Origin of the sequence: Stenotrophomonas maltophilia, from assembly GCF_001676385.1 — a bacterium.
GTDB lineage: Bacteria > Pseudomonadota > Gammaproteobacteria > Xanthomonadales > Xanthomonadaceae > Stenotrophomonas > Stenotrophomonas maltophilia_J.
This window is the reverse complement of record NZ_LYVJ01000009.1, coordinates 162,724-183,969: the sequence shown is the minus strand read 5'-3', so window position 1 is coordinate 183,969 and position 21,246 is coordinate 162,724. Positions and strand designations below refer to the sequence as shown.

Below are 21,246 nucleotides of genomic sequence, written 5' to 3'. Positions count from 1 at the left end.
ACAGGAGTAGGGTGGAGGGCTGGTATTGAATACCGTCTGCCCAAGGAGTGTTTTGCATGTCGCGTACCGTAGTCCTGGCCGCCGCCATCAGCCTGGCGCTGGCGGCCTGTTCCGGCAAGGAGTCCACCCCCGTGTCCGATGCACAGAAAGCCCCGGCCCAGCAGCCGGCCGATGCCTCCACCAACCCGTTGCTGAGCGCCAGCACGCTGCCGTTCCAGGCGCCGCCGTTCGACAGGATCAAGGACAGCGATTACCTGCCGGCCTTCGAGGAAGGCATGCGCCAGCACCTGGCCGAGGTGCGCAGGATCGCCGACAGCAGCGAACCCGCCACGTTCGACAACACCATCGTGGCAATGGAGCGCAGCGGCGAGACCCTGACCCGCGTGTCGCGCATCTTCTTCGGCCTGGTCCAGGCCGATACCAACGACGCGCGCCAGAAGATCCAGGAAGAGGTGGCGCCGAAGCTGGCCGCGCACCAGGACGAGATCAACCTCGATCCGAAACTGTTCGCCCGCGTGAAGTCGCTGTACGACCAGCGTGACACGCTGGCGCTGGACCCGGTGCAGAAGCGCCTGGTCGAGCACTACTACGACGGCCTGGTGCGCGCGGGTGCGCAGCTGTCCGACGCCGACAAGGCGACCCTGCGCAAGCTCAACGTGGAAGAGACGACCCTCTCCACCCAGTTCCACACCCGCCTGGTGGCCGCGACCGCCGCTGCGGCTGTCGTCGTCGACGACAAGGCCAAGCTGGCCGGCCTGGACGAGGCGGCGATCAACAACGCCGCGGCCGCCGCCAAGGAACGCAAGCTGGACGGCAAGTTCCTGCTGCCGTTGCAGAACACCACGCAGCAGCCGGTGCTCGGTTCGCTGAGCGACCGCGACCAGCGCGCTGCGGTGCTGAAGGCCTCGGAGACCCGCGCCGAGCGCGGTGATGCCAACGACACCCGGCAGACCGTGCAGCGCCTGGCCCAGCTGCGTGCGCAGAAGGCCAAGCTGCTCGGCTTTGACACCTTCGCCGACTACCAGCTGGGCGACCAGATGGCCAAGACCCCGGCTGCGGCACTCAAGCTGCTGACCGACACCGTGCCGGCCGCCACCGCCAAGGCACGTGCCGAAGCGGCTGAGATCCAGAAGGTGATCGACGCGCAGAAGGGCGGCTTCCAGGTCGCCGCCTCCGATTGGGACTTCTACGCCGAGCAGGTACGCAAGGCCAAGTACGATCTGGACGAGTCGCAGATCAAGCCGTACTTCGAACTGGACAACGTGCTGCAGAACGGCGTCTTCTACGCCGCCACCCAGCTGTACGGCATCACCTTCAAGCCGCGCACCGACATTCCGACCTACAACCCGGACATGAAGGTGTACGAAGTGTTCGACAAGGACGGCACCTCGCTGGCCCTGTTCTACACCGACTACTTCAAGCGTGACAGCAAGTCCGGCGGCGCCTGGATGGATGTGTTCGTCGAGCAGGATGGCCTGACCGGTGCCAAGCCGGTGGTCTACAACGTCTGCAACTTCACCAAGCCGGCCGCCGGCCAGCCAGCGCTGATCAGCTTCGATGACGTCACCACGCTGTTCCACGAGTTCGGCCATGCGCTGCATGGCATGTTCTCGAACGTGAAGTACCCGTCGATCGCCGGTACCGCCACCTCGCGCGACTTCGTCGAGTTCCCGTCGCAGTTCAACGAGCACTGGGCGCTGGACCCGAAGGTGTTCGCCAACTACGCCAAGCACTACCAGACCGGCGAGCCGATGCCGCAGGAACTGGTCGACAAGATCCTCAAGGCACGCAGCTTCAACCAGGGCTATGCGACCACCGAGTACCTGTCGGCCGCACTGCTGGACCTGGCCTGGCACACGCAGAAGGCCGATGCGCCGCTGCAGGATGTCGGTGCTTTTGAAGCCAGCGCGCTGAAGAAGTTCAAGGTCGACCTGCCGCAGGTGCCGCCGCGTTACCGCACCACCTACTTCGACCACATCTGGGGTGGCGGCTACTCGGCCGGTTACTACGCCTACTTCTGGGCCGAAGTGCTCGACCATGACGCCTACCAGTGGTTCACCGAGCATGGCGGCCTGACCGCGGCCAACGGCCAGGAGTTCCGCGACAAGATCCTCTCGCGCGGCAACAGCGTGGAGCTGTCGACCCTGTACCGCGATTTCCGTGGCAAGGACCCCTCGGTGGAACCTTTGCTGAAGTTCCGCGGGCTGAAGTAGGAAACAGAAAACGGCGGGGGCAACTCCGCCGTTTTTCCGTGTAGAGCCGAGCCCACGCTCAGCTGCGATTCCCGCTCGTGTAGAGCCGAGCCCATGCTCGGCCGCCTGTCCACGAAAAGCCAGTCGAGCATGGCTCGACTCTACAAACAGCGTTACGTCCCCACCCGGTTGGCCTGCTCGGCCAGGCCCAGGTGATCCAGCGCGATGTCCAGCGCCAGCACATAGCTCTGCGCGCCATAGCCGGCGGCGATGCCCAGGCGTTGCCCGACCCCAGCAGGCAGGCAGGGCTCGGCTACCGCGCCGTCGTCATGCACTTCCACGTAGGCGTTGTGCAGGTAGGGCAGCAGGCGCTGCAGGCGCAAGCTGTTGGCACACGCACCCGGGTCCAGCAGCGTTACCTCGCCGCGGCTGTGGTCGGCCACGCGCAGCGCATCCAGCAGTTCCTGTTCCGAGCCACAGGCCCGGATCGCCACGCTGGTCCCGGCGTCGATCGCGCGGTGCACCAGCGACTTCAGGACCGGCGCCGGCAGCGGCATCGCGGTGCGGATGAGTGCACCGGACGCCTCCGGGCCACGGATGATGAAGATCGACATGGTTCAGCCCTCCCGCGCCAGGCGGCGGCCGACGATGGCCAGCGACAGCGGATAGCCGGCCTGTTGGCTGCGCTGGTCCACCACCACGGCGGCCGGACCGTGCTGCAGGCGCAGGCGCGCGTCCAGGCCTGGTTCGCTGGAAGCCTGCAGTTCGATGTACTGCGCCGGCAGCTGATCCAGTGCCGCCTGCAGCGCACCGCTCTCGGCCTGCCACTGGGTTTCGTCGGCCACGCCGACGTCCAGCAACACCCAGTCCGCCGAACGTGCCTGCGGCTGGCACAGGCACTGGCGGACTTCTGACAGGCTGGCGCAGTCGCTGCACAGCACGCGATGGCCGCACAACTGCGCCGGCAGCTGCGGGCGGGGCGCCCGCGAGGACGCGTGGCGGATCACCAGGAGGGTCATACAACACCTTGCGGAATGCGCCCTGTGGCGCGGTGGGCACACGATGCGCGCGGTGCCCGTAAAGGAGCGATGCCCGCTGCCGGGCTGGGGCGTAAAACCTGCGTAACCCTTCCTGTAGAGCCGAGCCTGCGCTCGGCTGCTCTGCGCCCCAGTCGGGCAACCTCGTCGCTACAAGGAACAAGCCGAGCGTGGGCTCGGCTACAGGATCGCGACGCGGGAACCTCTTCGGCCCGGATGTGGTCAGATTCCGATACCACCATTCCCGAGCCTGCCATGGACGCTGTTGCCCGCCCCCCCTTTTCCGAACGCGCGCTGGCCTGGCTGAAGAAGGAGGCGCTGCCGTTGCTGGTGATGCTCGGCCTGCTCGCCGCCGCCCGCGACACCCTGGCCAACCACTACGTGGTGCCGAGCGGCTCGATGCAGCCCACCCTCCAGCCCGGCGACCGGGTGGTGGTGGACATGCGTGCCTACGGCCTGCGCCTCCCGTTCACCGGCAAGGCGCTGATGGCGACCGGCGCTCCGCAGCGCGGTGAAGTGGCGGTGTTCGATTCACCCGCCGATGGCACCCGCCTGATCAAGCGCATCGCCGCAGTGGCCGGTGACCACGTGCAGATGCACCGGGGCCACCTCAGCATCAACGGCCAGCCGCTGCAGATCGCCGACCTGCAGGACGTGGAGGCCTTCGGCGAGCGTCGCGCCCGCCTTGACCTGGACATGGGCGGTGGCCCGGACATCGCCGATCTGGTGGTGCCGGCCGGCAAGGTCCTGGTGCTGGGCGATCATCGCGGCAACAGCTTCGATGGCCGCTTCTTCGGCTTCGTCGACGCCGACAAGGTCTACGGCCGCGCGGTGGCGGTGTACTACCGCCGCGGCGACGGCTTCGAGTGGCAGCGCCTGTAAGCTGAACTGATACTTTTTATGTATCAATCCTGACCTACCAGGTTATGGATCGACTGGATCGACGGGCCTAGTCTGGGTCCGCTCCTTCCCACGCCCGGCCGCCCCACCGGCCCATCGATCCCATGACTGGCGAAACTGCGGCGGCCCTCGAATGCCGCCCCCACACTGCCGATTCCACCGCCGAAACCCGCATCCAGCTGGGCACACCGGCCTTCCGCCGCACCGCGCTGGCGCTGTTCCTGGCCGGCTTTTCCACATTCGGCCTGCTGTATACGGTGCAGCCGCTGTTGCCGGAATTCAGCCGCCACTTCGGCGTCTCGGCTGCGGGCAGCGCGATGTCGCTGTCGCTGACCACCGGCACGCTGGCGGTGGCGATGCTGCTGGCCGGGCTGTTGTCCGATGCGGTCGGCCGGCGCCCGTTGATGATCGCCGCGCTGCTGGCCTCGGCCATGCTGTCGCTGAGCACGGCGCTGGTGGACGACTGGACCATGCTGCTGGTACTGCGCACCCTGCTCGGCCTGGCGCTGAGCGGCGTGCCGGCGGTGGCCATGACCTACCTGGTCGAGGAAATGGACAGCCGCGCGCTGGGCCTGGCGATGGGCCTGTACATCGGCGGCAACGCCATCGGTGGCATGAGCGGGCGCCTGCTGGCCGGCATCATCGCCGACCACTGGGGCTGGCGCTGGGGCATCGGCGTAGTCTCGATCATTGCCATCGCCAGCACCGTGCTGCTGTGGTTGCAGCTGCCGCCGTCGCGTCATTTCCAGGCGCGCCGCGATGGCCTGCGCCAGTTGCCGTCGCGCTGGCGCACTCTGTTCGCCGACCCGGGCCTGCCGTGGCTGTTCGCCACATCGTTCGTGCTGATGGGCGTGTTCGTCACCCTGTACAACTACCTGGGCTACCACCTGCTGGCGCCGCCGTACCGCCTCAGCCAGACCGTGGTCGGCCTGATCTTCAGCGTGTACCTGGTGGGCACCTTCAGTTCGGCGTGGATGGGCCAGCAGGCCACGCGTTACGGCCGCGGCCGCATCCTGTCGATCTCGTTCGCGCTGATCGGCGCTGGCATCGTGCTGCTGGCAATGCCGTGGCTGAGTGCGATGGCATTGGGCATCGCGCTGGTGACCTTCGGCTTCTTCGGCGGCCATTCGGTGGCCAGCAGCTGGGTCGGCAGCCGCGCCGGTGCAATGCGCGCCGAAGCCTCGGCACTGTACCTGTTCGCCTATTACCTCGGGTCCAGCGTGCTGGGCGGCGTGGGTGGCCTGGCGTATGCGGCCTGGGGCTGGCTGGGCGTGTGCGTGTTCGCCGCCGGACTGACCCTGCTCGGCGGTGGCATCGTCCGTGCATTGCAGCAGCGCGCCCCGCAGCCGGTCACCGCGTGACCCTGTGGAGTTGCGCTTGCCTCGGTAGAGTCGACTGTTAGTCGACTGCTCTTCCATCAGGACCCAGAAAACCCGCGCTGCGCGCGATAGTCGACTAACAGTCGACTCTACCGGCGAACGCCCCGCGCAACAGCCCGGCGAAGTTGCGGATCAGCGGCGTCACTCCCTCGCGATGCCACGCCAACTGCACTTCCGAATGTGCACCGGCATCGGCCAGTGCCACAAAGCGCGCGCCCTCCACCCGGATGTGATCACATGACGATGGCAGGATGGCCGCGCCCAGGCCGGCGGCGGCCAGACTGATCAGGGTTGAGGCTTCACCGGCTTCCTGCACGATGCGCGGCGTGAAGCCCGCAGCCGCACACAACGCGATCATGTGGTCGTGGATGCCCGCACCCGCGCTGCGCCGGAACGCCACGAACGGCTCCTGAGCGAAGTCGCGCAGCGACAGCGTGCCCTGCTTCGGCAGTCTGCGCAGGGCAGGATGGTCGGCATGCACGATCAACGCCAGCGGATCGACGAACAGGCTGTGCGCCACCAGTTCCGGTGGCAGTGCGCGCTTGCGGATGATGCCCACGTCCAGGTGGCCATCGAGCAGCGCATCGATCTGCTGCAGGGTGTTCATCTCGCTCAGCTGCAAGCGCACCTGCGGATACCGTTGGCGGTAGCGCAGGATCGAACGCGGAATCTGTGGCGACAGCGGCGTGGCCCGGGTCAGCCCGATGCGCAGCTCTCCCTGCTCGCCGCGCTGCGCGCGCTGCACCTCATCCACCGCCGTTTCGACCTGCTGCACGATGGCCCGTGCACGCTCCTGCAGCAGCTCACCGGCAGGTGTCAGCTGCACGCGACGATGGCTGCGCACGAACAGGCGCGCACCGATCAGATCCTCCAGCTGGCGGATCTGCTGGCTGAGCGGTGGTTGCGACATGCCCAGCCGCTCCGCCGCCTGGCCGAAGTGCAGCGTATCGGCAACGGCGAGGAAGTAACGCAGGTGGCGGAGTTCGATGGACATGGGTCCAGTTTATTCATCGTCAGCCGGAAATGAATCAGAGGCGGGGTCGGATCCCGTTGCGCAGCAACGGGATCCGACCCCGTGCCGACCAACGGTCGGCACCCACCATGGGGAGCATTTCCCACAGTTCGCAGAAAACTGTCGAAGGCGGGGTGGGTCCGGTTGCGGGGCGTGAGCGCCATGAATGGCGCGACCGAGCCTCCATGGACGGATTTACGGCGTCCCCCGTAACCGGACCCACCCCGCCATCCCACGGAAAGCCCGCGGTCGCCGTTGCTGTTGCTTCGGCCTCTGCGGGTGCAGGGCGCAGCCCTGCCGAACACCCTCACCGCTCAGAATGCCCGCTCTGGTCGTAATCGCGTGGACTGAACAACTCCGGCTGGATCAGCTCGATGAACGCCCGCGCCTGCGCCGACAGTGCCTTGCCCCGGCGCACGATCACGCCGTAGCTGCGCTCGGGGAACCAGCGCTTCATCGACCGCGCCGCCAACCGTTCGCGGTCGGCATCGTTCAGGCACAGCGCCGGGACGATCGAAATTCCCATGCCCATCGCCACGTACTGCTTGATCACCTCCCAACCGCCGACTTCCAGCGCCACGGTGTAGGCGATGCGATGGCGCTGGAACACCTGGTCGACCAGGCGATAGGTGATCTGCCGTTTCGGCGGCAGCACCAATGGATAGCGCGCGATGTCGGCCAGCTCCAGCTCTGCGCCACTGGCCAGCGGATGGTCGTGCGGCGCGATCAGCACCTGTTCGAAGCGGTAGGCCGGAGCATAGGTCAGGTCGGCTGGCACGTCGGTCATCGAACCGATCGCCAGGTCGGCGGCATCCTCGCGCAGCAGGTCGGTGCCGTCGGCGCTGATCGCGTTGTGCAGGGTCAGGCGCACGTCCGGGTGGTGCATGCGGAAGCGTTCGACGATCTTCGGCAGCAGGTACAGGATGGTCGAACTGTTGGCAGCGATGTTCAGCTCGCCCGCGTCGAGCCCCCGCACCTTGTCCCGGAATCGCGCCTCCAGCCCATCCAGGTTCTCCACCAGCGGCTGCGCCATTTCGTACAGCAGTTGGCCCTCGCGACTGGGGACCAGGCGGCGCCCGCTGCGCTCGAACAGCGGGACCCCCAGCTCGCGCTCCAGCGCCTGCAGCTGCAGGCTGATGGCCGGCTGGCTGACGAAAAGCGCCTCAGCTGCCCGTGAGACCGAGCCCAGGCGCACCGTCTGGCAGAACGCACGCAGCGGCTTCAGCCGGTCGGATTTGTAGGAAAAACGCGGACTTGGAGAGGAGCGCGTGGTCATGGCGTCATAAGTATTAGCACAATTTATGTAAAGCATTGCAAAAACTGTTTTGCCAAATACTGGACCCTGGCCCCACGGTGGAGGCGTTCCCCATTGCTGGAGTCGTCTCATGTCCGCCGTCGCTTCCGCTGTTCCCTTCCCTGCCGCCAAGGCCACCCCCGGCATCGCCCTGGCGACCCGGGTGGCGGGCCAGGACAGCGTGCTGCCGGCGCCGCTGCTGGCCCTGCTGGTGTCGCTGCACCGTGCGGTGGAACCGGGCCGGCAGGCGCGGTTGCAGGCCCGCCGCGAGCGCCAGGCATTCTTCGACCAGGGGGGCCTGCCGGACTTCCGCACGGACACTGCGGCGATCCGCGGCGGCGACTGGCGTGTTGCGCCGCTGCCGGCCGCGCTGCAGGACCGCCGCGTCGAGATCACCGGCCCGACCGACCCGAAGATGGTCATCAACGCGCTGAACTCCGGCGCCAAGGTGTTCATGGCCGACTTCGAGGATTCGACCTCGCCGACCTGGCGCAACCTGCTGGCCGGGCAGCAGTCGCTGGCTGCGGCGGTGCGCGGCGATCTCGAATACACCGCCCCCAATGGCAAGCACTACACGCTGCGCCCGTACGACGAACAGGCGGTGCTGATCGTGCGCCCGCGTGGCTGGCACCTGGACGAGAAGCACGTGCGCATCGACGGCCAGTTCCTCGCCGGTGGCCTGTTCGACGCAGCGGTGTTCGCCTTCCACAACGCCCGCACCCTGCAGGCGAAGGACCGTGGCCCGTACTTCTACCTGCCCAAGCTGCAGAGCATGGAAGAGGCCGCATTGTGGGAAACCGCGCTGTCGCACATCGAGGGCATGCTCGGCCTGCCGCACGGCCAGATCAAGGTGACCGTGCTGATCGAAACGCTGCCGGCAGTGTTCGAGATGGACGAGATCCTGCACGCGCTGCGTGATCGCATCGTCGGCCTGAACTGCGGGCGCTGGGATTACATCTTCTCGTACCTGAAGACCTTCCGCCGCCATGCCGACCGGGTGCTGCCCGAACGTGGCCAGGTGACCATGACCCAGCCGTTCCTGAAGGCGTATTCGGAGCTGCTGATCCAGACCTGCCATCGCCGCGGTGCGCATGCGATGGGCGGCATGGCCGCGCAGATTCCGATCAACAACGATGCTGCCGCCAATGAACAGGCGATGGCCCGCGTGCGCGCCGACAAGCTGCGCGAGGTCACCGCCGGCCATGACGGCACCTGGGTCGCGCATCCGGCGCTGATTCCGGTGGCGATGGCGATCTTCGACGAGCACATGCCCGGCCCGAACCAGCACAGCGTGCTGCGCCAGGACGTGCGCGTCGGCCGCGACGAACTGATCGCGCGGCCGGCGGGCACCATCACCCGCGCTGGCTTCGACGGCAACGTGGAAGTCTGCGTGCGGTATCTGGCCGCGTGGCTGGACGGCAACGGCTGCGTGCCGATCCATCACCTGATGGAGGACGCCGCCACCGCCGAGATCAGCCGCAGCCAGCTGTGGCAGTGGCTGCACACGCCAGGCCAGCAGCTGGACGACGGCACCGCCATCGATCTGGCCCTGCTCGACGCCACGCTGGCGCAGCTGCCCGCACGGCTGGGCGATACCGCCGCGCTGCCCGGCGGCGCGCGCATCGGCGAGGCCATCGCCCTGCTCGGCGAACTGAGCCGCAACAGCGAACTGACCGATTTCCTGACCCTGCCGGCCTACGCGCGCATCGACTGACCGCTGCCCGCGTTTCCACCGATTCCCTCACTGCTGCACGCACGAACCGAACTGGAGCAAAGACATGAGCACGCTGCCCACTGCCGAACAGATCCAGCACGACTGGGATACCCACCCGCGCTGGGAAGGCATCCAGCGCAACTACAGCGCCGCCGACGTGGTGCGCCTGCGCGGCACCGTCCACATCGAGCATTCGCTGGCCCGCCTGGGCGCAGAGAAGCTGTGGAAGTCGCTGCACGAGCGCGAGTTCGTCAATGCGCTGGGCGCACTGACCGGCAACCAGGCCATGCAGCAGGTCAAGGCCGGCCTGAAGGCGATCTACCTGTCCGGTTGGCAGGTGGCGGCCGACGCCAACCTGGCCGGCCAGATGTATCCCGACCAGTCGTTGTATCCCGCCGATTCGGTGCCGGCGGTGGTCAAGCGCATCAACAACACGCTGCTGCGCGCCGACCAGCTGCACCACGCCGAAGGCAAGGATGACATCGACTTCCTGCAGCCGATCGTGGCCGATGCCGAAGCCGGCTTCGGCGGCGTGCTCAACGCGTTCGAACTGATGAAGGCGATGATCGAGGCTGGTGCCGCCGGCGTGCATTTCGAAGACCAGTTGGCCTCGGTGAAGAAGTGCGGGCACATGGGCGGCAAGGTGCTGGTGCCGACCCGCGAGGCGATCGAGAAGCTCAACGCCGCGCGGCTGGCTGCCGACGTGCTGGGTGTGCCGACCCTGCTGGTGGCGCGCACCGATGCCGAAGCCGCCGATCTGCTGACCAGCGACATCGACGGCAACGACAAGCCGTTCACCACCGGCGAGCGCACCGTCGAAGGCTTCTACAGGACCCGCAATGGCCTGGAGCAGGCGATCAGCCGGGGCCTGGCCTATGCGCCCTATGCGGACCTGGTGTGGTGCGAGACCGGCAAGCCGGACCTGGAATTCGCACGCAAGTTTGCCGAGGCGATCCACGCGAAGTTCCCGGGCAAGCTGCTGGCCTACAACTGCTCGCCCAGCTTCAACTGGAAGAAGAACCTGGACGACGCCACCATCGCCAAGTTCCAGCGTGAGCTGGCCAGCTACGGCTACAAGTTCCAGTTCATCACCCTGGCTGGCTTCCATGCACTGAACTACGGCATGTTCAACCTGGCCCACGGCTACGCGCGCCGCCAGATGAGCGCGTTCGTGGAACTGCAGGAGGCCGAGTTCGAAGCGGCCGAGCGTGGCTTCACCGCGGTCAAGCACCAGCGCGAGGTTGGCACCGGCTACTTCGATGCGGTCACCCAGGCCATCCAGCAGGGCCAGTCGTCCACCACCGCATTGACCGGCTCCACCGAAGAGGAGCAGTTCCGCAGCGAGCGCGCCGCCTGACCGGGGACATCGGATCGATCAATCAGGGTGGCCAGGGAAGGGCCAGGCAACGCCGGCCGGTCGGGGGACCGGCCGGCGTTGCTATATCGAGGGGCTGCGGCGGGCGGCGTCAATCGGCGCAGCCGCCACGGCAACTTGGCCGGAATCCTGTGAAGGCCGGCATCAGGTTGATCCGGCAGCGTTTTTTCCGGACATCCGTAACCGGAAAGGGCCATGCCGGCGTGTCTGGCCGGAAAAGGGTGCTGGAGGGGCAAAATGAGATGCGGCGCACATTTTAAAGCGGTGCTATGCTCCGCGGCTCACCAGGGGACGCTGGCGGCGGGTGCAGGGAATGACCGGCAGGGGTGCGGCCGAGAACGGTAACACGAGGACAGGTATCGCCCAGGTGGCGATGGCCGAGATCGTGCGTGCGCTGCTGTCCGGGGCCGAGGTCGCATTGTTCGCCAGATTCGCCCGCCCCTGCAAGCTCCAGGCCGGGCAGTGGTTGTTCCAGCGCGGGCACCGCGGCGAACGCATGTATGTGATCCTCGAAGGGCAGATCGAACTGGACTTCGGCGAGGACCTGGTGATCAAGACGCTCGGGCGATACGAGTTCTTCGGCGAGCTTGGCCTGCTGGTTGGCGATCACCTGCGCAGTGCCAGCGCGCGCGCGCTGACCGACTGCGATGTGCTGGAGCTTGGCCCGGCCGATTTCCATCAGCTGGTTGAGTCCGATCCCGGGCTGGTGGCCTATTTCCTGCGCCGCACGATCATGCGCGTGCTGGCCAACGAGCAGGCCCTGATCAGCCAGCTGCGCCGGCGCAACCATGACCTGGAAACCGCGCTGGACAACCTGTACGTCACCGCCCACCAGTTGAGCCACACCCGCGAACTGGTACGTACCGACGAACTGACCGGATTGCACAACCGCCGTGGCCTCGCCCTGTACCTGCAGGACTGCCGGGCCGACGGCGCGGGGTTGCCGCAGGCACTGCTGCTGATCGACTGTGATCGCTTCAAGCAGATCAACGACCGCCACGGCCACCAGGCCGGTGACCGCGTGCTGCAGAGCATGGGCAACATCCTGCGCTCGATGGCCGGTGAGCAGGACCTGGCCTGCCGCCTCGGCGGCGACGAGTTCTGCCTGATCCTGCGCCGGGGCAACCGGGAAATCGTGCAGCATGCAGCCGAGTTCATCCTCAGCGCCGTGCACGGCCTGCTGGAGCGCAGCCATGGCACGCCGCATGTCAGCCTGGTCAGCATCGGTGCCACCCTGCTGGCGCCTGATGCGGGCTGGAGCGAGTGGTATGCCAGCGCCGACCGGGCGCTGTACCAGGCCAAGCGCGACGGTGGCAACTGCCTGCGCTGGGTGGATCCGGGCGATCGGCAGCCGGCGGAGGGCAGGCAATGAACGGCGACAACGCAGCGCCAACCCCGCACAGCCCCCGCCTGCGCGCGCTGCTGTTCACTGATCTGTGTGATTCGCTGCAACTGGTCGAGCGGATCGGCGACGTGGCGGCTGCGAGCCTGTTCCAGGAGCACGACCGCCTGGTGCTGGTGCTGCAGCAACGCTGGCACGGCCAGCTGATCGATCGCTCCGATGGCTTGTTCATGCTGTTCGAGCGCGCCATCGATGCCCTCGGTTTCGCCCTGGATTACCAGCGCGAACTGCAGGTACTGGGCCGCCAGCGTTCGATCGAAATGCGCGCGCGTGCCGGCCTGCATGTAGGTGATGTGCTGACCTGGGACAACAGCCCGGAAGCGGTCCGCGCCGGCGCCAAGTCGATGGAGGTGGAGGGGCTGGCCAAACCGATGGCGGCACGGCTGATGATGCTGGCGCGCCCGGGCCAGATCCTGTTGTCACCCGTGGCCGAATCCCTGGCCCGGCGTGCCACCGACGCGCTGGGCGAGCGCAGCGCGCGGCTGGTGTGGAAGTCGCACGGACGCTGGCGCTTCAAAGGCATGCCGGTGGTGCAGGAAGTGATCGAAGTGGGCGAGATCGGTTCGGCGCCGCTGCGCATGCCGCGCCCCAACGCCAAGGCGCGCCGCGATCTTCCGCTGTGGCGGCAACCCCTGGTGCTGGCGGCTGAAGGGCTGGTGCTGGCCGTGGTGGTGCTGGGTGGTTGGCTGCTGCTGCGTCCGGAACCGGCGATCGCCTTCGCCGAGCGCGACTGGGTCGTGCTCGGCGATGTCGACAACCTCACCGGCGACCCGATCTTCGATGACTCTATGCAGCACGCGATCCGGATCGCGCTGGAGCAGTCGCGCTACGTCAACGTGTTGTCGGAAGGCAAGATCCGCGAAAGCCTGGAAATGGCGCGGCTCTCGGGCGACACCCGGCTGACGCGCGCTACCGCCGTCGACATCGGGGCGCGTGAAGGCGCACGGGCCGTGCTGTTGCCGACCGTGCGGCAGACGATTGGCGGCTACGAGCTGGCCATCGATGTCGCGGCGCCCGGCAGCGGCCAGGTGATCAGGACATTCACCGCCACGGCGGACCGATCTGATCAGATGGTATTCGCGGTGGACGACGTGGTGGGGCGCCTCCGCCGCGGATTGGGCGAGTCGGTGGCGAGCCTGGGACAGTCATTGCCGCTTCCGCGGGCATCGACCCAGGACCTGCGCGCGCTGCGTGCGTTCGCACTGGCCGAGAGTGCACTGGGCCAGCGCCGTTTCGAAGAAGCCCGCAACCTCTACCAGGCGGCGATCGATATCGATCCCGGGTTCGCCCTGGCCTACATGGGCGTGGCCAAACTGCTGTTCCGCACCGCGCAGGTCCAGCAGGCGCGGGAGGCGATGCAGCACGCGCTGGCCCAGCAGCAGCGGCTGCCCGTCCGCGAGCGCCTGTACCTGAAGGGCTGGCAGGCAGAGCTGGAACCCGGCGGCTGGCCGCTGGAGCAGTGGCGCGCACTGGCCAAGATCTATCCGGACTCGTTCGCGGGACTGTCCAACACCTCGTGGGGGCTGCTGCAGGACAATCGGTTCACCGAGGCGGAACCCTATGCGCGCGCTGCCGCGGTGCCAGAGGATCCGTTGCGCCTGTATCCGATGGTGCACGTGGCACGGGCACAGCTGGGCCTTGGTCAACCGCAGCAGGCCATGCGGACCCTGCAGCAGGCGCAGGTGCTGCGCGGCAGTGACGAGGCCGACGACCTGGACGTGGACGTGCTGGTCGCCCAAGGCTTGGATGCGCAGGCGCAACAGGCCGTGATGCAGTTGCCCCGTGGCGACGACCTGCAGCAGCGCATGCGCCTGCGTGCCCACCTGCTGGTGGCGGCCGCGCAGCGCGATTGCAGTGCGATGCAAGCAGCGGCTGCCGCGGATGGCCCGGCCCCGGCCCTGATTGACTACCAGATCCACCAGCGCCTGCAGCACGCCACCGTAACCACCCTGTGCACGGCCGGCGACGTGAAGGAGCTTGAGTCCATTGCCGCGCTGCTGCGGCCCTTGTTGCGGGCCAATGATGACCCTGCCGAGGGCAGCCGCGCCCTGCAGCTGCTGGCGCTGGCCTATCTGGCCCAGCGCCAGGGCCAGCATGCACTGGCCGCGGCATGGTTGCAGGCTGAAGGTGACCTGCTCGAGCGGCAGCGCAGCCCGGTGGTGGGCAAGTGGCGCCGCGTGGTACTGGCGATGGGCGAACTGGCGCAACAGCGGCCCCAGGCGGCGCGCGAGCTGCTGGAACCGTCCTTTGACGGCAGCGAACCGGTGCAGGCCCATGTCGTGCTGCTGCAGGCATTGCGTGGCCAGCAGGATGCTGCCGGCGTGCGCCGCGAGCAGGCGTGGCTGGCCCGGCACCACGGCCAGGCCATTGCCGAAGTGGCATCCATGCAGGTGTGGCAGCCCCTGAATGTCTACGACATCGCCACGGAGGCGGCGTCGGCGCCCTCGTCACGCTGAGCCGGACTCAGGCGTTGACGCGCTCGTCGATCCGGTCGGCTTCGAAGCAGAACACCACGGTCATCGATGCGGTCGAGGTACTCAGGTACGCGTGCAGCGCGTCACGCGTGCGGCTCAGCTCCTCGACCGGGGCAAGGTTATCGATTTTCATGCAGTCGTTGTCGCCGATGGCGGCATCCAGGCCGATCGAGGCCAGGGCCGTAGCCGGTGACGCGGTGAAGCGGTTGCGGAAGTCGTCGTTGCCGATCAGGTGGTCCAGCAGGATGCTGGCATCTTCGGCGGAAAGGCGGGGATGGGAGCTCATTGGGATCGTCCGTGGGTGGAGTTTCTCGTATCGGCCGCGACAGCCTGCCATTGAGGACTGTGGCGTGCACGACGCTAAAGTTGACCGCGATGCGGTCGTTGCTGCAATGCCGGTCATGCGGCAGAAGGAGTGAGTCCCATGCGCCTGCGCCGCTGCGCCAGCCTGATGTTCGAACCCCGCGAGTCGGTCACGCTGGACCTGCGCGCGATGCTGGCCGGCCAGGCCGAAGTGGACAGCCAGATCCGCTGGGTGGCCCTGGCCGCCCATCTTGACCAGCCCATTCCGGTGGATGCCGAGGAGCGCCGACTGCTGGGCGGGCTCAGCGCACATCAGTGGAGCGAACCGCCGGCCGACGCTTCTCCGGCCCTGCTGGCACGCCTGGTCGAGCAGGGCCTGCTGCTGACCGACCCGCCGAGCGAGGTGGGGCACCAGATGCGCGATGAGACCCTGCGTCGCAGCCACTGGTGGCCGCTGGCCGCATTGGCCCATCGCCACGCGCGCTGGCAGGCCGTGGACAGCGTGGAGGACATGCGCCGGCAAGGGTTGGATACCGCTGCCGGCCTGCGCCAGCGCCTCGGGCCGCCGCCGCCGGTGGTGCAACCCATGCAGGGCGATTACCAGCCATTGCCGCGCAGCGAAGAGACTTCGTTCGACGCATTGCTCGCACGCCGCACTACCTGCCGCAATTTCGACCCGCAGCGTGCGCTGCCGCTGCCGCTGCTGGCGCAGCTGCTGCAGCGCACGCTGATGGCGCACGCCGTGCAAAGGGTCGAGCGCGATACCGAGTTCCTGAAGAAGAACGTGCCCTCCGGTGGCGGCCTGCATCCCACCGAAGGGTTCCTGCTGGTGCAGAACGTGGAAGGACTGGTGCCTGGCCTGTACCACTACCACCCGGTGCAGCACGCGGTGCTGCCGTTGCCCTCGCCGCCGCCGCAGGCGTTGCCTGCGCTGGCACGGCGGATGCTGTCCGGGCAGGCGTGGTTCGCCGATGCGCCGGTACTGCTGGTACTGGCGCCGCGCTACGACCGCTGCTTCTGGAAATACCGCAATCATGCCAAGGCGCACCGCGCGGTGACACTGGATGTCGGCCACATCTCGCAGCTGCTGTATCTGTGCGCGACCGAGCGCGGGCTGGCGGCGTTCGTGACAGCGGCCATCAACGATGCCGATGTCGATCGTGCCTTCGGCTTCGATGGCATCGGCCAGAGCGCGATGGCCATCTGTGGCCTGGGCTGGCGCAGTGCCACGCTGGACACGGCCGAATTCGATCCCGCCGGGCGGGTGGCAACGGGCGACGACCGCTGAGCGGCCGTCGCCACGGCGTTCACGCCGCCTCGAAATCCACCAGCACCGCGCCGTCGCCGACCTGGTCACCGACCTTGGCGCGGTAGCCCTTCACCATGCCGTCGGCCGGTGCCTGCAGGGTGTGCTCCATCTTCATCGCCTCCAGCACCACCAGCGGCGTGCCGCGCTTGACTTCGGCACCGGCGGCGACCAGCGTGGCCACGATCTTCCCGGGCATCGGTGCCAGCAGGCTGCCGGCATCGGCCACGGCGTGGTCCGATTCGCCCACCGGATCATGCAGGGTGAAACGGTGCTGGCCGTCGGTGCCGAACAGGTACAGCTGGTCACCGTCGCGCAGCAGCTGCAGCGACCCGCGGCGGTCGCCCAGCTGCACCGCCAGCCCCCGCTCATCGGCTGTGCCGATCACCTGCACGGGTGCTGCGTCATCGCACTGCACACGCCAGCCATCGGCCTGCGCCCACACCTTCAGCGTGTGCCGGCGTTCGCCCTGCTGCAGCGGCAGCACGCGCGGCGCGGGCGCGCCAAGGCGCCAGCCGTCCTGCGCCTGCCACGGCGAATGCGGGTCGCGCGCATCGCTGGCTGCACCTGCAGTAGTGGCCATGGCGGCCACCGCCGCCAGCAGCCACAGCGCATCATCGCTGTCACCCACCCGGCTCAATGCGGCCTGCTCGCGCTCGATCAGCGCGGTATCCAGCTTGGCGTGGGTAAACGAATCGGTGTTCACCAGGCGGCGCAGGAAACCGGCATTGGTGGTCACGCCCACCACCTGGCAGTCGGCCAGGGCCTGGCTCATGCGGCGCAGCGCGGCGTCGCGGTCCACGTCCCAGACGATCAGCTTGGCAATCATGGGATCGTAGTACGGCGTGATGCTGTCACCTTCCTCGACGCCGGTATCCACGCGCACATGAGTCGACGGTGCCGGCAGGCGCAGGCGGCGCAGGATGCCGGTGGACGGCAGGAAGCCGCGGTCGGCGTCTTCGGCATACAGCCGCGCCTCGATGGCGTGGCCGTGGATCGCCAGCTGCTCCTGGCGCAGCGGCAGCGGCTGGCCCGAGGCCACGCGCAGCTGCCACTCCACCAGGTCGGTGCCGGTGATGTACTCGGTGACCGGGTGCTCGACCTGCAGGCGGGTGTTCATTTCCATGAAGTAGAAATCGCCGTCCGGGCCGGCGATGAATTCCACCGTCCCGGCACCGACGTAGCCCACCGCGCGCGCGGCATCGACCGCGGCCTTGCCCATCGCAGCACGACGTTCGGGGCTCATGCCCGGGGCGGGCGCCTCTTCCAGCACCTTCTGGTGGCGGCGCTGCACCGAGCAATCGCGCTCGAACAGGTAGACCGCATCACCGTGGCTGTCGCCGAACACCTGGATCTCGATATGGCGCGGGCGCTCGACGTACTTCTCGACCAGCACATGGTCGTTGCCGAATGCCGAGGCAGCCTCGCGCTGGCAGCTGGCCAGTGCATCGATGAAGTCCTCGCTGCGTTCGACCTTGCGCATGCCCTTGCCACCGCCACCGGCGCTGGCCTTGATCAGTACCGGGTAGCCGATGGCATCGGCCTGCGCGCGCAGGAACGCCGGTTCCTGCTGGTCGCCGTGGTAGCCCGGCGTCAGCGGCACACCGGCCTTGGCCATCAATGCCTTGGCGGCGCTCTTGTCACCCATCGCGCGGATCGCGCTGGCCGGCGGCCCGATGAAGGTGACGCCGGCGGCGGCGCAGGCATCGGCGAAGTCGGCATTTTCGGACAGGAAGCCGTAACCCGGGTGGATCGCCTGCGCGCCGGTCAGGCGTGCGGCGTCGAGCAGCGCGTCGCCGCGCAGGTAGCTCTCACGCGCGGCGGCCGGGCCGATGTGGATGGCCTCGTCGGCCAGGCGTACGTGGCGTGCATTGCGGTCGGCATCGGAATACACCGCCACGGTGGCGATGCCGAGGCGGCGGCAGGTGGCGATGACGCGGCAGGCGATTTCGCCGCGGTTGGCGATCAGGACTTTGGTGAACATGGCAACAGGCTCGGTCATGGCACGGGTTACATGCGGAACACGCCGAAGCGCGTCTGCTGCGGGGCGGCGTTGAGGCTGGCCGACAGCGCCAGCGCCAGCACCCGGCGGGTGTCGGCCGGATCGATCACGCCGTCGTCCCACAGGCGCGCGCTGGCGTAGTACGGGTGGCCCTGCTGCTCGAACTGGTCGCGGATCGGTGCCTTGAACGCGTCTTCCTCCTCCGCCGGCCACTGGCCGCCCTTGGCCTCGATGCCATCACGCTTGACCGTGGCCAGAACGCTGGCGGCCTGCTCGCCGCCCATCACGCCGATGCGTGCATTCGGCCACATCCACAGGAAATTGGGCGAGTACGCGCGGCCGCACATGCCGTAGTTGCCGGCACCGAACGAACCGCCGATGACCACGGTGAACTTGGGCACCCTGGCGCAGGCCACGGCCATCACCAGCTTGGCACCGTCCTTGGCAATGCCACCCTGTTCGTACCTGCGGCCGACCATGAAGCCGGTGATGTTCTGCAGGAACACCAGCGGGATGTTGCGCTGGGTGCACAGCTCGATGAAGTGCGCGCCCTTCAGCGCCGACTCGGAGAACAGGATGCCGTTGTTGGCGATGATGCCGATCGGGTAGCCGTTCAGGTGGGCGAAGCCGGTGACCAGCGTCGCACCGTAGCGCGGCTTGAACTCGTCGAAGCGTGAGCCATCGACCAGGCGCGCGATGACTTCGCGCACGTCGTACGGCTTGCGCGTGTCGGCGGGGATCACCCCGTACAGGTCGTGCGCCGGCAGCAGGGGTTCTTCGGGCGGCTGCACCGCCATCGCCGGTTCCGGCTTGCGCCAGTTCAACTGCGCGATGATCGCGCGCACCCGTGCCAGTGCCTGCAGGTCGTTGTCGGCCATGTGGTCAGCCACGCCGGAGATGCGCGTGTGCACATCGGCACCGCCCAGTTCCTCGGCCGTCACCACTTCTCCGGTGGCCGCCTTCACCAGCGGCGGGCCGCCGAGGAAGATCGTGCCCTGTTCGCGCACGATCACCGTCTCATCGCTCATCGCCGGGACGTAGGCGCCACCGGCGGTGCAGCTGCCCATCACGCAGGCGATCTGCGGAATGCCCTGCGCCGACAGGTTGGCCTGGTTGTAGAAGATGCGGCCGAAATGGTCGCGGTCGGGAAAGACTTCGTCCTGCAGCGGCAGGAACGCGCCACCGGAATCGACCAGGTAGATGCATGGCAGGTGGTTCTGTTCGGCGATCTCCTGCGCGCGCAGATGCTTCTTCACGGTCATCGGGTAGTAGGTGCCGCCCTTGACCGTGGCGTCGTTGGCCACGATCACGCACTCCACGCCGCTGACCCGGCCGATGCCGGCCACCACGCCGGCGGCAGGCACGGCATCGTCATACATGCCATGCGCGGCCAGTGGCGCGATCTCCAGGAAGGCGCTGCCGGGATCGAGCAGGGCGTCGATGCGGTCGCGCACCAGCAGCTTGCCGCGGGCGGTGTGCTTGGCGCGGGCGGATTCGCTGCCGCCCAGGGCAGTGCGGGCCAGGGTGGCGTGCAGGTCATCGACCACGGCCTGCATCGCCGCGCGGTTGGCTTCAAATGTGTCGCTGCCGGGTTGCAGCTGGCTGTTCAGGACGGTCATCGGGGTGGCCTTACAGGGTGCGCTGGAACAGTTCGCGGCCGATCAGCATGCGGCGGATCTCCGAGGTGCCGGCGCCGATTTCATACAGCTTGGCGTCGCGCCACAGACGGCCGGTCGGGTACTCATTGATGTAGCCGTTGCCACCCAGGATTTGGATCGCCTGCCCGGTCAGCCAGGTGGCCTTCTCGGCGGCATACAGGATCGCACCGGCGGCATCCTGGCGGGTGGTGCGCCCCTGGTCGCAGGCGCGCGCCACCGCATAGACATACGCGCGGCAGGCACCCAGGCCCACGTACATGTCGGCGATCTTGGCCTGGATCAACTGGAAGCTGCCGATCGGCTCGCCGAACTGGTGGCGCTCGTGCACGTAAGGCATCACCACGTCCATGGCCGCGGCCATCAGGCCCAGCGGGCCACCGGACAGCACCACGCGCTCGTAGTCCAGGCCGGACATCAGCACGCGCACGCCGCCGCCGACCTGGCCCAGCACATTCTCTTCGGGAATTTCGCAGTCCTGGAACACCAGCTCGCAGGTGGGCGAAGAACGCATGCCGAGCTTGTCCAGCTTCTGCGCGGTGGAAAAGCCCTTCATGCCCTTCTCGACCAGGAATGCGGTGATGCCCCTGGCGCCCGCGTCCATGTCGGTCTTGGCGTAGACCACCAGCACGTCGGCGTCCGGGCCATTGGTGATCCACATCTTGTTGCCGTTGAGCACGTAGCGGTCGCCGCGCTTGTCGGCGCGCAGCTTCATGGACACCACGTCCGAACCGGCGCCCGGCTCGCTCATGGCCAGCGCGCCGACCAGGCTGCCATCGCACAGCCCGGGCAGGAAGCGCTGCTTCTGCTCCTCGTTGCCGTTCTTGCGCAACTGGTTCACGCACAGGTTGGAGTGCGCGCCATAGGACAGGCCGATGCCCCCGGAGGCACGCGAGATCTCTTCCATCGCCACTACATGCGCCAGATAGCCCATGCCGGTGCCGCCGTATGCTTCTTCCACGGTGAGGCCGAGCAGGCCCTGTTCGCCCAGCTTCGGCCACAGCGCCAGCGGGAACTGGTTGGTGGCATCGGCCTCGGCGGCCAGCGGTGCAACCTCGGCAGCGGCAAAATGGGCCACGCTCTGGCGCAGCAGGTCGATGTCTTCGCCAAGATCGAAGTTCAGGGATGGCACGTGCATTGGGTGGCTCCACGGCGGGATGGCAGGGAATGGACGCACCCGGCGGGGGAGCGGGCGGCGGTC

General features: G+C 67.7%; 16 protein-coding genes. 8 read left to right on the top strand and 8 right to left on the bottom strand.

Annotated features, from left to right (window positions below; all coding sequences use genetic code 11):
* The first annotated feature begins 56 nt into the window (after positions 1–56).
* On the top strand, positions 57–2,213 hold the full coding sequence (gene dcp / locus A9K58_RS13265) for a peptidyl-dipeptidase Dcp (RefSeq protein WP_065199764.1): 2,157 nt from the start codon (positions 57–59) through the stop codon (positions 2,211–2,213).
* Between the two features lie 152 nt (positions 2,214–2,365).
* Here dcp and A9K58_RS13260 read toward each other — a convergent pair whose 3' ends face one another.
* Both A9K58_RS13260 and A9K58_RS13255 read right to left on the bottom strand, forming a co-directional pair.
* Positions 2,366–2,806 (bottom strand): 3-dehydroquinate dehydratase, encoded by a 441-nt coding sequence (locus A9K58_RS13260; protein ID WP_065199763.1) that lies wholly within the window; start codon positions 2,804–2,806, stop codon positions 2,366–2,368.
* Between the two features lie 3 nt (positions 2,807–2,809).
* Positions 2,810–3,211, bottom strand: coding sequence for a hypothetical protein (locus tag A9K58_RS13255; protein WP_065199762.1), 402 nt, complete (start codon positions 3,209–3,211; stop codon positions 2,810–2,812).
* A gap of 273 nt (positions 3,212–3,484) precedes the next feature.
* Between A9K58_RS13255 and lepB the strand changes: the two genes are divergently transcribed.
* Positions 3,485–4,111, top strand: a complete 627-nt coding sequence (gene lepB / locus A9K58_RS13250; protein WP_065199815.1) for a signal peptidase I — start codon at positions 3,485–3,487, stop codon at positions 4,109–4,111.
* 122 nt (positions 4,112–4,233) lie between these two features.
* On the top strand, positions 4,234–5,490 hold the full coding sequence (locus tag A9K58_RS13245) for an MFS transporter (RefSeq protein ID WP_065199761.1): 1,257 nt from the start codon (positions 4,234–4,236) through the stop codon (positions 5,488–5,490).
* Positions 5,491–5,584: 94 nt separating this feature from the next.
* Here A9K58_RS13245 and A9K58_RS13240 read toward each other — a convergent pair whose 3' ends face one another.
* Together A9K58_RS13240 and A9K58_RS13235 are read right to left on the bottom strand one after the other, a co-directional pair.
* Positions 5,585–6,502 carry a LysR family transcriptional regulator gene (locus A9K58_RS13240; protein WP_065199760.1) on the bottom strand — a complete coding sequence of 306 codons (918 nt, stop codon included), beginning with the start codon at positions 6,500–6,502 and terminating at the stop codon, positions 5,585–5,587.
* A gap of 325 nt (positions 6,503–6,827) precedes the next feature.
* Entirely contained in the window at positions 6,828–7,796 is a 969-nt protein-coding gene (locus tag A9K58_RS13235; RefSeq protein ID WP_065199759.1) for a LysR family transcriptional regulator, read from the bottom strand.
* Between the two features lie 109 nt (positions 7,797–7,905).
* On the opposite strand from A9K58_RS13235, the gene aceB reads away from it, so the two are divergent.
* From aceB to A9K58_RS13215, 4 genes are all read left to right on the top strand, one after another.
* Complete coding sequence (aceB, locus tag A9K58_RS13230) at positions 7,906–9,528, top strand: malate synthase A (protein ID WP_065199758.1); 1,623 nt, start codon at positions 7,906–7,908, stop codon at positions 9,526–9,528.
* A 64-nt stretch (positions 9,529–9,592) separates the two neighbouring features.
* Positions 9,593–10,885 (top strand): isocitrate lyase, encoded by a 1,293-nt coding sequence (gene aceA, locus A9K58_RS13225; protein ID WP_065199757.1) that lies wholly within the window; start codon positions 9,593–9,595, stop codon positions 10,883–10,885.
* A gap of 331 nt (positions 10,886–11,216) precedes the next feature.
* On the top strand, positions 11,217–12,275 hold the full coding sequence (locus tag A9K58_RS13220) for a GGDEF domain-containing protein (protein ID WP_065199756.1): 1,059 nt from the start codon (positions 11,217–11,219) through the stop codon (positions 12,273–12,275).
* Positions 12,272–14,761, top strand: coding sequence for a putative peptide modification system cyclase (locus tag A9K58_RS13215; protein ID WP_065199755.1), 2,490 nt, complete (start codon positions 12,272–12,274; stop codon positions 14,759–14,761). The genes A9K58_RS13220 and A9K58_RS13215 overlap by 4 nt, the downstream gene beginning before the upstream one ends.
* 7 nt (positions 14,762–14,768) lie before the next feature.
* On the opposite strand, the gene A9K58_RS13210 is transcribed toward A9K58_RS13215, so the two are convergent.
* On the bottom strand, positions 14,769–15,065 hold the full coding sequence (locus tag A9K58_RS13210) for an NHLP-related RiPP peptide (RefSeq protein WP_065199754.1): 297 nt from the start codon (positions 15,063–15,065) through the stop codon (positions 14,769–14,771).
* A 138-nt stretch (positions 15,066–15,203) separates the two neighbouring features.
* Between A9K58_RS13210 and A9K58_RS13205 the strand changes: the two genes are divergently transcribed.
* Positions 15,204–16,370 carry a putative peptide maturation dehydrogenase gene (locus A9K58_RS13205; protein ID WP_065199753.1) on the top strand — a complete coding sequence of 389 codons (1,167 nt, stop codon included), beginning with the start codon at positions 15,204–15,206 and terminating at the stop codon, positions 16,368–16,370.
* A gap of 19 nt (positions 16,371–16,389) precedes the next feature.
* Here the strand turns inward: A9K58_RS13205 and A9K58_RS13200 are convergent, their stop codons facing one another.
* The 3 genes from A9K58_RS13200 to A9K58_RS13190 are packed head-to-tail and all read right to left on the bottom strand — an operon-like array spanning position 16,390 to position 21,183.
* Positions 16,390–18,372: an acetyl/propionyl/methylcrotonyl-CoA carboxylase subunit alpha gene (locus tag A9K58_RS13200; protein WP_065199814.1), complete on the bottom strand. Its 1,983-nt coding sequence runs from the start codon at positions 18,370–18,372 to the stop codon at positions 16,390–16,392.
* Between the two features lie 26 nt (positions 18,373–18,398).
* The gene (locus tag A9K58_RS13195; RefSeq protein ID WP_065199752.1) at positions 18,399–20,009 is read right to left on the bottom strand and encodes a carboxyl transferase domain-containing protein; all 1,611 of its coding nucleotides are present in this window, start codon (positions 20,007–20,009) and stop codon (positions 18,399–18,401) included.
* Between the two features lie 10 nt (positions 20,010–20,019).
* Positions 20,020–21,183, bottom strand: coding sequence for an isovaleryl-CoA dehydrogenase (locus A9K58_RS13190; protein WP_065199751.1), 1,164 nt, complete (start codon positions 21,181–21,183; stop codon positions 20,020–20,022).
* Positions 21,184–21,246 lie beyond the last annotated feature (63 nt).

What these genes read in the sequence shown, in the direction of transcription:
- A9K58_RS13200 (WP_065199814.1), bottom strand. Translation starts at nt 18,372, where the DNA reads ATGTTCACCAAAGTCCTGATCGCCAACCGCGGCGAAATCGCCTGCCGC.
- lepB (WP_065199815.1), top strand. Translation starts at nt 3,485, where the DNA reads ATGGACGCTGTTGCCCGCCCCCCCTTTTCCGAACGCGCGCTGGCCTGG.
- A9K58_RS13245 (WP_065199761.1), top strand. Translation starts at nt 4,234, where the DNA reads ATGACTGGCGAAACTGCGGCGGCCCTCGAATGCCGCCCCCACACTGCC.
- A9K58_RS13240 (WP_065199760.1), bottom strand. Translation starts at nt 6,502, where the DNA reads ATGTCCATCGAACTCCGCCACCTGCGTTACTTCCTCGCCGTTGCCGAT.
- aceB (WP_065199758.1), top strand. Translation starts at nt 7,906, where the DNA reads ATGTCCGCCGTCGCTTCCGCTGTTCCCTTCCCTGCCGCCAAGGCCACC.
- A9K58_RS13210 (WP_065199754.1), bottom strand. Translation starts at nt 15,065, where the DNA reads ATGAGCTCCCATCCCCGCCTTTCCGCCGAAGATGCCAGCATCCTGCTG.
- A9K58_RS13190 (WP_065199751.1), bottom strand. Translation starts at nt 21,183, where the DNA reads ATGCACGTGCCATCCCTGAACTTCGATCTTGGCGAAGACATCGACCTG.
- A9K58_RS13220 (WP_065199756.1), top strand. Translation starts at nt 11,217, where the DNA reads ATGACCGGCAGGGGTGCGGCCGAGAACGGTAACACGAGGACAGGTATC.
- A9K58_RS13255 (WP_065199762.1), bottom strand. Translation starts at nt 3,211, where the DNA reads ATGACCCTCCTGGTGATCCGCCACGCGTCCTCGCGGGCGCCCCGCCCG.
- dcp (WP_065199764.1), top strand. Translation starts at nt 57, where the DNA reads ATGTCGCGTACCGTAGTCCTGGCCGCCGCCATCAGCCTGGCGCTGGCG.
- A9K58_RS13215 (WP_065199755.1), top strand. Translation starts at nt 12,272, where the DNA reads ATGAACGGCGACAACGCAGCGCCAACCCCGCACAGCCCCCGCCTGCGC.
- A9K58_RS13195 (WP_065199752.1), bottom strand. Translation starts at nt 20,009, where the DNA reads ATGACCGTCCTGAACAGCCAGCTGCAACCCGGCAGCGACACATTTGAA.
- A9K58_RS13260 (WP_065199763.1), bottom strand. Translation starts at nt 2,806, where the DNA reads ATGTCGATCTTCATCATCCGTGGCCCGGAGGCGTCCGGTGCACTCATC.
- A9K58_RS13235 (WP_065199759.1), bottom strand. Translation starts at nt 7,796, where the DNA reads ATGACCACGCGCTCCTCTCCAAGTCCGCGTTTTTCCTACAAATCCGAC.
- A9K58_RS13205 (WP_065199753.1), top strand. Translation starts at nt 15,204, where the DNA reads ATGCGCCTGCGCCGCTGCGCCAGCCTGATGTTCGAACCCCGCGAGTCG.
- aceA (WP_065199757.1), top strand. Translation starts at nt 9,593, where the DNA reads ATGAGCACGCTGCCCACTGCCGAACAGATCCAGCACGACTGGGATACC.